Consider the following 12356-nt stretch of genomic DNA (forward strand, 5'->3'; position numbering starts at 1 on the left):
GTCCTTATTTCAGCGGCGAATTTTTGCGTTCAATGCTGTAGCGCTCCAGCTCTTTGTACGGCACCACCTGGCTTTTCTTCTTGCGCACATCCACCACCGTCATGCGGTCGGTGCAGGAGTAGCAAGGATCGAGGCTGCCGATAATCAGCGGCGCGTCGGAGACGGTGTTGCCGCGCAGCATGTAGCGCAGGGTCGGCCAGTTGGCGTAGGTGGCCGCCCGGCAGCGCCAGCGCCAGAGCTTCTGGTTGTCGCCGGTCATGCTCCAGTGGATATCATCCCCGCGCGGCGCTTCGCTGAAGCCCAGCGCAAAGCGGTTCGGGATGTAGGTGAAGCCTTCCACCATCAGCGCGCCGCCCGGCAGGTTATCCAGGCCGAAGTCGATCATGTTCAGAGCGGTAAAGACCTCGTTGATGCGCACCTTCAGGCGGGAGATGACGTCGCAGCCCTGCTCGCTGTGCACTTCCATCGGCAGCAGGCCGTAACCGACAAACGGGTGATCGGCGCGGGTGTCGCGGGCGTGGCCGCTGGCGCGCACCATCGGGCCGACGTTGCTGAAGTCGCGGGCGATCTGCGGGTCGAGGCGGCCAATGCCCACGGTGCGCTGTTCGATGTTCGGCGTGCTCAGCAGAATATCCACCAGATCCTGCACCTCACGGCGCATCTGCTGGGCCAGCTGGCGGGTGGCGATCATGTCCTCTTTCAGCAGATCGCGACGGATACCGCCGATCAGGTTCAGGCCGTAGGTTTTACGCGCCCCGGTGAGGATCTCCGCCATCTTCATGGAGGTCTCGCGCACGCGGAAGAACTGCATAAAGCCGGAGTCAAAACCGACGAAGTGGCAGGCCAGGCCGAGGTTGAGCAGGTGCGAGTGCAGACGCTCCACCTCCAGCAGAATGGCGCGGATCATCTGGGCGCGTTCCGGCACCACGATCCCCATCGCGTTCTCCACCGAGGTGGTGTAGGCGGTGCTGTGGGCAAAGCCGCAGATACCGCAGACGCGATCTGACAGGAAGGTCACTTCGTTGTAGCCCATCCGGGTTTCGGCCAGCTTCTCCATGCCGCGGTGGACGTAGAACAGGCGGTAGTCGGCGTCGATGATGTTCTCGCCGTCAACGAACAGGCGGAAGTGGCCCGGCTCGTCGGAGGTGACGTGCAGCGGGCCAATCGGCACCACGTTATTTTTCTTGTCGCCGAGCTCGTTAATGAACGCGTAGGTCTCTTTGTCGGTGGTCGGGGCCGGACGCTGGCGGTAATCCATGCTGTCTTTACGCAGCGGATAGAGTTCGTCCGGCCAGTCGTCCGGCAGCACCAGGCGGCGCTCGTCCGGCAGCCCGACCGGGATCAGGCCGTACATGTCGCGCACTTCGCGCTCGCCCCAGACGGCGGCAGGTACGCGCGGGGTGACGGACGGAAATTCCGGTTTATCGGCATCCACCTCCACGCGCACGGTGAGCCAGCAGCGGGTGCCCTGCTCCATCGACAGCACGTAGTAGACGGCATAGCTGCCGCAGAGCTGGCGCTCATCGTTGCCAAAGAGCACCGACAGCCAGCCGCCCTGTTTGTAATAGAGGAACTCGACCACTTCCGGCAGGTAGTTAATTTTCACCGTGACGGTGATTTGATCTTTGGTCTGCCAGGCTTCATCCAGCACCACGCCAGGAAAGGCCTGGTGCAGTGCGGCGAGATAGTGTTGACCAATTTTTTCTTCAGACATGGGTATTCTCTACAGTCACGCCGCCAGCAAGGAGACGAAAGCTAAAAATGCCAGACCAAAACCGGCCCAGGTAATTCGTGAGGTGGCGTTAAAGCGCAGGCGCGCCATGCTGTTCTCAAACAGGGCGATCACCAGTACGCCCACGACCAGCTTGACCACGGCGATGACGACGGCCAACGCCAGGCCGCCTGCGGAGAAGTGGCTCATCTGGCCCCAGGGGATAAACACCCCGACGAACATCTGCAGCACCACCAGCTGTTTCAGGCTGATGCCCCACTTGAGCAGGGCAAAGCCCGCCCCGCTGTACTCCGACAATGGCCCTTCCTGCAGCTCCTGCTCCGCTTCGGCAAGGTCAAACGGCAGCTTGCCCATCTCGATAAAGGTGGCGAAGGCGCAGGCGCACAGAGCAAGGAATAGCGTTACGGTGTGCGCCGCCGGCCAGTGGTAGATGGTGGCGGTCACCGCGCTGATGTGGGTGGTGCCTGCCACCTGAGCGGCAACCCACAGACCGAGCAGCAAGATCGGCTCCACCAGCACGCCGAGCATCGCTTCGCGGCTGGCGCCAATCCCGGTGAACGGGCTGCCGGTATCGAGCCCGGCAATGGCAAAGAAGAAGCGCGCGATGGCGAAGAGGTAGATCAGGGTGATGAGATCCCCCAGCGCGGGCAGCGGCGAGGCGAGCGTGATCACCGGCAGCGCGCTGGCGATGGCGAACATTACCCCCACCATCACCAACGGCATCAGGCGGAAGACCCAGCCGGAGGCGGCCGGGGCCACGCTCTGGCGGCCCAGCAGCTTGATGAGATCGCGGTACTCCTGGAAGATATCCGGCCCGCGACGGGTATGCAGGCGGGCGCGGGCCACGCGGGTGATGCCCGCCAGCAGCGGCGCTGCGGCAAAGAGCACCAGCGCCTGAATCAGTGCGTAGATCAAAGTCATGTTCAGGCTCCTCGGGAGATAACGACAACCACCAGCACCGCCAGCTCAATCAGGGCGATACGGTGGAACAACACGGCGGTGCAGTCGCACTGCCAGCCGGGGATAAAGCGAACCGGGTTAAGCCATTTGCGCAGCTTCAGCACCGGCGCGAAGGACTCCTTAACCGGCATGGCAAAGCCGTGGGCGGTGATGACCATCGACTGCTCGTGGTCGTAGCCGCACACCCAGGCAAAGCCGCGGGCGCGGTTCGCCAGGCGGTTGCCTTTGAAGAGCACCAGCACGATAAAGGGCAGCAGCAGCCCCGCCAGCAGCAGGAGGGTGATCATCGGCTGGGAGACGGTGTTCACCGCCCCGCCGTTCACCGGGAACAGGTGGCCGATCACCGGCAGAAGCCACGGCGCGGCCACGCCGCCCGCCACGCAGCAGAGCGCCGCCAGCACGGTACTGGCGGTCATCAGCCACGGGGCGCAGCAGGCGTTTTCCGCCTCCGGGGTACGCGGTGCGCCGAGGAAGGTGACGCCGTAGACTTTCGCCATACACATCACCGCCAGCGCGCCGGTGATCGCCAGGCCGGTCGCCAGCAGTGGCCCCAGCAGGCGGGCAACAAAGGCATCGTGGGTGCCGAGGTTAAAGAAGGACTGGTAGATCACCCACTCCCCGGCAAACCCGTTCAGCGGCGGCAGGGCCGCCATCGCCATCAGCCCCACCAGCATCGCAAGGGAGATGAGCGGCATTTTTTTGCCGATGCCGCCCAGCTTCTCGATATCGCGATGGCCGGTGCGATACCACACCGCACCCGCGCCGAGGAAGAGCGTGGTTTTAAACAGGCCGTGGTTCACCAGGTGATAGAGCCCGCCGGTAAAGCCCAGCGCCACCAGCAGCGGGCTTTGCAGCGCGATGCCGCTCACCCCTGCCCCCAGGCCGAGCAGGATAATGCCGATGTTCTCCAGGGTGTGGTACGCCAGCAGGCGCTGGATGTTGTGCTCCATCAGGGCATAGAGTCCGCCGACAAAGGCGGTGATCATGCCCATCACCAGCAGCAGCACCCCGAGCCACAGCGGCGGCAGCGCCCCGCAAAGCGCGACGGTCAGCATGCCGTAGAGGCCCACCTTCATCACCACCGTGGAGAAGAGCGCCGCGGCAGGCGCGCTGGCGTTTGCATGCGCCTGGGGTGCCCAGCCGTGCAGCGGGATCACCCCCGCCAGCAGGCCAAAGCCCGCCAGACCCGGCAGCCAGATGCTGGCTCCCGGCGCCTGGTCAGAGGCCATCGCCCCCATTACCGCAAAGTCCAGGGTGCCGTAGTAGCGCCACGCCTGCCAGCAGGCGAAGGCCAGCAGCAGCGTCCCCAGACGCCCCAGCACAAACCAGAGCTTGCCGGACTGAGCGCAGCCGGTAAGAAACGCGCCGCACAGGGCCATGATCTCCGCCATCACCACCAGCCAGCCGAGGTTATCAACCATGATCGCGGCGACGGCGGCGGCCATCAGCAGGTTGGTCAGCAGGCCGTTACTTTTAGCCTGCGGGTGGCGATGCCAGGCGACGGTAAAGAGGCTGATGAGCAGCGCCGGCAGACCGATGGCGATAAGCCACACCGCCCGGATACCGGTCATCTGGATGTTGACGTGAAGCCAGGCGATCTCCCCCGGCTGGGAGATGTGCGGCGCGGCCAGCAGCGCAATTCCCCCCGCGGTTACCGCCAGGGCGCTGGCAATCGCCCCGCCAAAGCCGGTGATGGCGCCGCTGAGCGTGCGGTTGGCGCTGAACACCAGCGCCAGCACGGCGCTGACGAGGTACCAGCCCAGCGCCTGGTTAATTAACGAAAAGGCATTCATCAGCGCTCTCCTTGTTGCGACTGGAACAACGACAGATCGCCCAGATCCGTATTGATAGTGAGCTCGCGTTTGCGCTTGCTGGCGCGGGCGATATCCTGGTTATTCACCAGACGCAGGGATTTGGTCGGACAGGTGCGTACGCACGCCGGGCCGTCCGGGTCGAAGTGGCACAGGTCGCACTTCACCGCGATGGCGCGCACGCCCGGCACCCAGTCGAGGAACGGGCTGACGCGGGCCGGAGCCGGGGGCGCCATCGGCGCTTTGCTGGTGTTGCTGTTGGCGGGGATCGCCAGCGGGCGGCTGCCGGCAAACTCGATGGCGCCGAACGGACAGGCGATGCCGCACAGCTTGCAGCTGACGCACAGGCTTTCATTGAGCTGGATAGCGCCGTCAACGCGGGTGATGGCGTTGACCGGGCAGACCTGGGCGCAGGGGGCGTCTTCGCAGTGATGACAGAGCTGCGGCGCGGAGTCTTTACTGTTACGCATCACTTTCAGCCGCGGCTGGCTTTGCAGGCCATGCTGGCGATGGTTTTCTGAACAGGCCGCCTCACAGGTGTGGCAGCCGATACAGAGCGAGGGATCAGCAATTACAAAACGATTCACCTGGTTTCCTCTGGTGATAGTCATTTTTGACGAAAAACGGGCGGAAGTGTCATTTTCGACACCTGTCGACACCCGGCTCAGACCGCAGCGTGGTGCTGCGCGAGGACGGCGAGGGTCAGGGATTCGCCGCGTTGCGTTGCCTGCCAGATCGCGGCGTAAACCCCGCTGATTTTGTTCAGGAAATGGTTCAGCACCGCCTCACGCTGGTCGACGTTGATCTCGCCATCCAGCATGCCATCGTCCCCGAGACGGGCGTGGCCAATCAGCACGCTTTCGGGGTTATCGCGCTCTTCAACGGTGTAACTGAAGATATGGCCGTTGAACGCCTGCTCCGGCGTGACGCGGATAAGGAAGTGGTCGAACAGCCAGAAGCCGAGCCCGCTGTCGGTGTTGCAGCCCACGGTAAGGTGCAGGCTGGCTTTAGAGAGGGTGATGGCCTGAATCAACGAATTGCCGTAGTGGTTCCAGTGGGATCGCAGCACCCGCTGCTGTCCAGCAATGATGGTGGCCTTCTCACTTAATTCGGAAAGTGTCATGTGACGTACCTGATGCGTAATGTGTAAAGAGTTCGCTCCCTTAAGCACGTTTCGTGCCATTTTTTAATTTGTTGAATTTGAAGGTAAATTATTTTTAAAGCCGAAAAGATCACACAAAATGACATGTCATTTCGTCATCTTTGACCGGGCAGCGTGTCCGCTCTCGCCACCCTGCTGCTAAAAGATGGCATCAATATTGCTTAATCCGGCCAGACTTTACCGGGAACAGCACAATGCACGAAATCACCCTCTGCCAGCAGGCGCTGGAATTGATCGAAAAACAGGCTCACCAGCATCAGGCGAAACGCGTGACGGGCGTCTGGCTGCGCGTCGGCGCCTTCTCCTGTGTGGAGAGCAGCGCCCTGCAGTTTTGCTTTGAGCTGGTGTGCCGCGAGACGGTCGCCGAAGGCTGCGCCCTGCATCTCGAAGAGCAGCAGGCGGAATGCTGGTGTCAGGATTGCAAAGCCTACGTCGAGCTGGTGACCCACCGCGTACGACGCTGCCCGCAGTGCGGCGGGGCGAACCTGAATATCGTCGCCGACGACGGGCTGCATATCACGCGTCTGGAAATTGAACAGGAGTAAACCATGTGTACCACCTGCGGTTGCGATCAGGGCAACCTCTATATTGAAGGCGATGAGCATAACCCGCACTCCGCTTTTCGCAGCGCCCCCTTTGCGCCGGCACACCGTCCGGCGCTGCGCATCACCCTCGTGGACGCTCAGGCTTTTACCCCGAAAGAACCTCTGGCAGGCCAGCTGGATTACGGCCACGGCGAGGCGGGCACCCATGCGCCCGGCCTCAGCCAGCGCAAAATGGTGGAGATCGAGATGGACGTGCTGGGCAAAAATAATGCGCTCGCCCGGCGCAACCGCGCGCAGTTCAGCGCCCGCAACCAGCTGGCGCTGAACCTGGTCTCCAGCCCCGGCTCCGGTAAAACCACCCTGCTGACCGAGACCTTAAAACGTTTGCAGCAGCGCGTACCCTGCGCGGTGATCGAGGGCGATCAGCAGACGGTGAACGACGCCGAGCGGATCCGCGCCACCGGCACCCCCGCCATCCAGGTCAACACCGGCAAGGGCTGCCATCTCGACGCGCAGATGATCGCGGATGCGATGGCGCGCCTGCCGCTGGAGGATGGCGGCATTATGTTTATTGAGAATGTCGGCAATCTGGTCTGCCCGGCGAGCTTCGATCTTGGCGAGCGCCATAAGGTGGCGGTGCTCTCCGTTACCGAAGGCGAGGATAAGCCGCTGAAGTACCCGCACATGTTCGCCGCCGCCTCGCTGATGCTGCTGAACAAGGTCGACCTGCTGCCCTACCTCAATTTTGACGTGGAGAAATGCCTCGCCGCCGCCCGGGAAGTGAACCCGGAGATTGCGATTCTGCTGGTCTCCGCCACCCGCGGCGACGGGATGGACGCCTGGCTCGACTGGCTGGAGGCGCAGCGATGTGCATAGGCATTCCCGGAAAGATCAGCGCCATCCATGACGGCATGCAGGCCAGCGTGGAGGTGTGCGGCGTACTGCGCGATGTGGATCTGACCCTTGTTGGCGATTGCGACGAAAAGGGCCAGAGCCGTCTCGGGCAGTGGGTGCTGGTGCATGTCGGCTTTGCCATGAGCGTGATTAACGAAGAGGAGGCGCTGGATACCCTCGCCGCCCTGCAGAACATGTTTGAGGTGGAGCCGGACGTTGGCCCGCTGCTGTTTGGCGAGGAGCCCCGCTGATGCGCTTTGTTGATGAATACCGCGACCCGCAAAAGGTGATGCAGCTGATCGAGGCCCTGAAGGCCCGGGCCGGGCTGCTGGCCTATACCGCTGCCCGTCCGCTGCGCATTATGGAGGTGTGCGGCGGTCACACCCACGCCATCTTTAAGTTCGGACTGGATCAGCTCCTGCCCGACAACATCGAGTTTATTCACGGCCCCGGCTGTCCGGTCTGCGTCCTGCCGATGGGGCGGATCGATACCTGCATCGAAATCGCCAGCCATCCGGAGGTGATCTTCTGCACCTTCGGCGATGCGATGCGGGTGCCGGGGCAAAATGGCTCGCTGCTCGACGCCCGCATGCGCGGCGCGGATGTGCGGATCATCTACTCCCCCGCCGACGCGCTCAAGCTGGCCCGGCAGAACCCGGATCGCAAGGTGGTCTTCTTCGGGCTGGGGTTTGAAACCACCATGCCCGCCACCGCCCTGACCCTGCGCCAGGCAAAAGCGCTTAACGTGCAGAACTTCTTCTTTTTCTGCCAGCACATCACGCTGATCCCGGTGCTGAAAAGCCTGCTGGCGCAGCCGGAAAATGGCATCGACGCCTTCCTGGCGCCGGGGCACGTCAGCATGGTGATTGGCACCCATGCCTACGACTTTATCGCCGCCGAACATCAGCGCCCGCTGGCGGTGGCCGGTTTTGAACCGGTGGATCTGCTGCAGGGGGTACTGATGCTGGTGGAGCAGAAGATTGCCGGCATAAGCCAGGTCGAAAATCAGTATCGCCGTATCGTTCCGGAAGCGGGCAACGCCGTGGCCCAGGCGGCCATCGCCGAGGTGTTCGGCATTGAAGGCGACAGTGAGTGGCGCGGGCTGGGGGTGATTTCGCACTCCGGCGTGCATCTCACCGAAGCCTATCGTCAGTTTGACGCCGAGCGTCACTTCCGCCCCCGGGCGCAACAGATTTGCGACGATCCCGAGGCGCGCTGCGGCGAGGTACTCACCGGGCGCTGTAAACCGGCGCAGTGTCCGCTGTTTGGCGGCAAATGTACGCCGCAAAGCGCCTTTGGCGCGCTGATGGTCTCATCGGAAGGGGCGTGCAGCGCCTGGTATCAGTACCGTTCTCAGGAGTGTGAAAGTTGAAACAGATAACCCTCGCCCACGGCAGCGGCGGACAGGCGATGCAGCAGCTGATCGGCGAGCTTTTCATGCGCGCCTTCGCCAACCCACTGCTGGACGAACAGGAAGACCAGGCCCGGATCCCGCTGCACGAGCTGACCGCCCACGGCGACCGGCTGGCCTTTTCCACCGACAGCTACGTGATTGACCCGCTCTTCTTCCCCGGGGGCGATATCGGCAAGCTGGCCATCTGCGGCACCGCCAACGATGTCGCCGTGAGCGGGGCGATCCCGCGCTGGCTCTCCTGCGGCTTTATCCTCGAAGAGGGGCTGGAGATGGCGACCCTTGAGCGCATCGTCACCAGCATGGCCGCCACCACGGCGGCGGCGGGCATTGCCATCGTCACCGGCGATACCAAGGTGGTACCGCGCGGCGCGGCAGATAAAGTGTTTATTAATACCGCCGGTATCGGTTCGGTGCCCGAGGGGGTAAACTGGGGTATGCGCCAGATTGAGGCCGGGGATGTGCTGCTGGTGAGCGGCACGCTCGGCGATCACGGCGCCACCATCCTTAACCTGCGCGAAGGGTTAGGTCTGGAGGGCGATCTGCAGAGCGACTGCGCGGTACTGACGCCGCTGATCCAGGCCCTGCGTGGCGAGCCCGGCATCAAAGCCCTGCGCGACGCCACCCGCGGCGGCGTGAACGCCGTGGCCCATGAGTTTGCCGCCAGCAGCGGCTGCGGGATTGAAATAGAAGAAGCCAGCCTGCCGGTGAAACCTGCCGTGCGCGGCGCGTGCGAACTGCTGGGGCTTGACCCGCTCAACTTCGCCAACGAAGGCAAGCTGGCTATCGTGGTGGAACGCCAGGCGGCCGAACGGGTGCTGGCCCGGCTGCGGGCGCATCCTTTGGGCGTGAACGCCGCTATTATTGGTGAGGTGGTTGAGCACAAAGGGGTACGACTTACCGGACTATACGGCGTAAAACGGTCGCTGAATTTGCCCCACAGCGAGCCACTGCCGCGAATTTGCTGATCCGGGCGGCGCATTCGTCTCTTATTTTTCTGGATACTCTGGATAAAACGCATGTCGTATACACCCACCAACGATCCTGTCGATCACGGATTGTTCGACATTACCCGTACTCTGCTGCAACAGACCGATCTTTGCGCCCTGGCGCAGGCGCTGACCCAGCATGTCCGGCAGATAAACCTCGCCGATAGCGTTCATATTCTGCTCTGGCAGTCGGAATCGCGCCGGGTCTGTCTCTACAGCACCGACGAACAGGGCTGTGATATCCGCTACGAAGATGAGCCCCTGCTGGCGAGCGGCCCTTTTCGCCGCATGCTTTCCCGCCCGGACGTGCTGCACTGCACGGCGGCGACCTTTAACGAGACCTGGCCGCAGCTTGCCGCCCTCGATCGTTATCCCTCATTTGCCCACTACTGCCTGACGCCCATCGCCGCCGATGGCCGCATCTTCGGCGGCTGCGAGTTTTTGCGCACCCAGGAGAAACCCTGGAGCGACAGCGATTTTTCCCGCCTGCAAACCCTCACCCAGGCGGCCGGGCTGGCCGTGGAGCAGATCCAGGCGCGGCTGCACAACAGCGACAACTACGACCTGCTCTGGCGGGAGCGTAACGATTTTCGCCTGCTGGTGGCGATCACCAACGCCGTGCTGTCGAAGCTCGACCTTGATGAACTGGTGTCGGAGGTGGCGCAGGAGATCCAGCGCAACTTCGGCATTGACTCCATCAGCATGGTGCTGCGCAGCGATCGCAAAGGGAAGCTTCTCGTCTACTCCACCCACTATCTCGATAAAGAGGCGCCCCTGCACGACCAGAGCGAAGTGGATGAAAAGGGCACCCTGTCTGAAAAAGTGATGCGCAACAGGCAGATGCTGATGCTTAACCTGCATCACCGGGATCAGCACGCCCCCTATGAACGCATGCTGTTTGATATGTGGGGCGAGCAGGATCAGACCCTCTGCCTGTTCCCGCTGATGTTCCGCGACCGGGTGCTCGGCACCCTGAAGCTGGCGCAGTGCAACGCCCAGGTGTTTACCCCGTCCAATCTGAAGCTGCTGAACCAGATTGCCGAACGTGTCGCCATCGCCGTGGATAACGCCCTCTCCTACCGGGAAATCAGCCATCTCAAGGAGCGGTTGATCGACGAAAACCTCGCCCTGACCGAGCAGATCAACAACGTTGCCACCGATTTTGGCGAAATCATTGGCCGCAGCAGCGCCATGATGACGGTGATGAAGCAGGTGGAGATGGTCGCCCGGAGCAACAGCACCGTGCTGATCCTCGGCGAGACCGGCACCGGTAAGGAGCTGATTGCCCGCGCCATTCACAACCAGAGCGGGCGCAGCGACCGGCGGATGGTGAAGATGAACTGCGCGGCGATGCCTGCCGGGCTACTGGAGAGCGATCTCTTTGGCCACGAACGCGGGGCCTTTACCGGCGCCAGCGCCCAGCGCATTGGCCGCTTTGAGCTGGCGGACAAAAGCACCCTGTTTCTGGATGAAGTGGGCGATATGCCCATTGAGCTCCAGCCCAAGCTGCTGCGCGTGCTCCAGGAGCAGGAGTTTGAGCGCCTCGGCAGCAACCGCATCATCCACACCGACGTGCGGCTGATTGCCGCCACCAACCGCGATCTGACGCAGATGGTGGCCGACCGCGAATTCCGCAGCGATCTCTACTATCGTCTTAACGTCTTCCCGATCTTCCTGCCGCCGCTGCGCGAACGCCCGGAAGATATTCCCCTGCTGGTGAAATCCTTCACCTTTAAGATTGCCCACCGTCTGGGGCGCAACATCGACAGCATTCCGGCGGAGACCCTGCGCCAGCTCAGCAGGATGGAGTGGCCGGGCAACGTGCGCGAGCTGGAAAACGTGATTGAGCGTGCCGTGTTGCTCACCCGCGGCAACGTCCTGCAGCTTTCGATGCCGGATATCGATTTTCATCGCGCCAGCAGTGCCGCGCCGGAGACCGTGGTGAGCGAAATTCGCGAAGGCGAGGAGGAGTATCAGCACATTGTGCGGGTGCTGAAAGAGACCAACGGCGTGATCGCCGGACCGCGAGGCGCGGCCCAGCGTCTGGGGCTGAAACGCACCACCCTGCTGTCGCGCATGAAGCGTCTGGGGATCGACAAAAACGCCCTCCTTTGAGCAACCGGGCCGCAAACAGGTTAAGATAGCGCTCCTTTTGTCCACCGCGAGAAGAACATGCAGACCACCCACGCCACATTTCTTCTCGCCGGAGAGACCATTCACCGCGTCACCTTCGATCCCGCCACCTTCACCGAGGCCGATCTGCTCTGGCTGCCGCACCATCACCAGCTCTCTGACGCCGGACGCAAACGCAAAGCCGACCATCTGGCCGGGCGCATTGCCGCCTTTCATGCCCTCAACCGGCAGGTCATTCCCGGCATCGGCAGCAGCGGGGAACCGCTGTGGCCTGCCGGGGTGCGGGGTAGCCTCTCCCACAGCGGCACGCAGGCGGTAGCGATTTGTCGCGATAATGGCCTGGTAGGAATCGATTGCGAAGCGATTATTGCGGAAAACGAAGCGCGTGAGATTCAGGATGGGGTGCTTGATCCTGCGGAAGCCCACGTGCTGGCCGACTGCGGCCTTCCCTTCGCGCTCGCCTTCACCCTGGCCTTTAGCGCCAAAGAGAGCCTGTTCAAAGCGCTCTTCCCTCAGGTACAGGCGTGGATGGGGTTTGAGTGCGCGCGCGTCACCTCCCTGACCGCCGACGCGCTGACCTTAATGCTGACCCGCCCGCTTCCTCCCTTCACACAAAATCAGGTATTTACCGCGCACTGGCTCCATACAGACGCGACGGTGGTGACGCTGATCTGTGATGAATAATTGCTCAGGATCGTGATCCTTTTCTCCTTTTAGAC

Annotated in this window: 12 protein-coding genes; 7 read left to right on the forward strand and 5 right to left on the reverse strand. The window is 62.6% G+C overall.

Annotation, left to right across the window (positions count from 1 at the left end; translation table 11 throughout):
- Positions 1-4: 4 nt before the first annotated feature.
- From hycE to ACT3IC_RS03410, 5 genes are all read right to left on the reverse strand, one after another.
- Entirely contained in the window at positions 5-1714 is a 1710-nt protein-coding gene (gene hycE / locus ACT3IC_RS03390) for a formate hydrogenlyase subunit HycE (RefSeq protein ID WP_159339771.1), read from the reverse strand.
- Positions 1715-1729: 15 nt separating this feature from the next.
- The gene (locus ACT3IC_RS03395; protein ID WP_159339770.1) at positions 1730-2653 is read right to left on the reverse strand and encodes a respiratory chain complex I subunit 1 family protein; all 924 of its coding nucleotides are present in this window, start codon (positions 2651-2653) and stop codon (positions 1730-1732) included.
- 2 nt (positions 2654-2655) lie between these two features.
- Entirely contained in the window at positions 2656-4485 is a 1830-nt protein-coding gene (hycC, locus tag ACT3IC_RS03400) for a formate hydrogenlyase subunit 3 (protein WP_473476197.1), read from the reverse strand.
- Positions 4485-5090, reverse strand: coding sequence for a 4Fe-4S dicluster domain-containing protein (locus ACT3IC_RS03405; protein ID WP_103178597.1), 606 nt, complete (start codon positions 5088-5090; stop codon positions 4485-4487). The genes hycC and ACT3IC_RS03405 overlap by 1 nt, the downstream gene beginning before the upstream one ends.
- A 77-nt stretch (positions 5091-5167) precedes the next feature.
- Positions 5168-5626 carry a transcriptional regulator gene (locus tag ACT3IC_RS03410; RefSeq protein ID WP_158251038.1) on the reverse strand — a complete coding sequence of 153 codons (459 nt, stop codon included), beginning with the start codon at positions 5624-5626 and terminating at the stop codon, positions 5168-5170.
- A 233-nt stretch (positions 5627-5859) separates the two neighbouring features.
- Here ACT3IC_RS03410 and hypA point away from each other — a divergent pair, with 233 nt between their 5' ends.
- The 7 genes from hypA to entD are packed head-to-tail and all read left to right on the forward strand — an operon-like array spanning position 5860 to position 12321.
- Positions 5860-6210 carry a hydrogenase maturation nickel metallochaperone HypA gene (gene hypA / locus ACT3IC_RS03415; RefSeq protein WP_103178595.1) on the forward strand — a complete coding sequence of 117 codons (351 nt, stop codon included), beginning with the start codon at positions 5860-5862 and terminating at the stop codon, positions 6208-6210.
- Positions 6211-6213: 3 nt separating this feature from the next.
- Entirely contained in the window at positions 6214-7086 is an 873-nt protein-coding gene (gene hypB, locus ACT3IC_RS03420; protein WP_473476200.1) for a hydrogenase nickel incorporation protein HypB, read from the forward strand.
- Positions 7077-7355: a HypC/HybG/HupF family hydrogenase formation chaperone gene (locus tag ACT3IC_RS03425; RefSeq protein ID WP_103178593.1), complete on the forward strand. Its 279-nt coding sequence runs from the start codon at positions 7077-7079 to the stop codon at positions 7353-7355. The genes hypB and ACT3IC_RS03425 overlap by 10 nt, the downstream gene beginning before the upstream one ends.
- Positions 7355-8476, forward strand: a complete 1122-nt coding sequence (hypD, locus tag ACT3IC_RS03430; RefSeq protein WP_103178592.1) for a hydrogenase formation protein HypD — start codon at positions 7355-7357, stop codon at positions 8474-8476. The genes ACT3IC_RS03425 and hypD overlap by 1 nt, the downstream gene beginning before the upstream one ends.
- On the forward strand, positions 8473-9483 hold the full coding sequence (gene hypE / locus ACT3IC_RS03435; RefSeq protein WP_473476203.1) for a hydrogenase expression/formation protein HypE: 1011 nt from the start codon (positions 8473-8475) through the stop codon (positions 9481-9483). The genes hypD and hypE overlap by 4 nt, the downstream gene beginning before the upstream one ends.
- Positions 9484-9534: 51 nt before the next feature.
- Positions 9535-11619, forward strand: coding sequence for a formate hydrogenlyase transcriptional activator FlhA (gene flhA, locus ACT3IC_RS03440; protein WP_473476206.1), 2085 nt, complete (start codon positions 9535-9537; stop codon positions 11617-11619).
- 57 nt (positions 11620-11676) lie between these two features.
- On the forward strand, positions 11677-12321 hold the full coding sequence (entD, locus tag ACT3IC_RS03445; RefSeq protein ID WP_473476209.1) for an enterobactin synthase subunit EntD: 645 nt from the start codon (positions 11677-11679) through the stop codon (positions 12319-12321).
- Positions 12322-12356: the final 35 nt, after the last annotated feature.

Source organism: Leclercia sp. GHBNCSD (assembly GCF_055805075.1).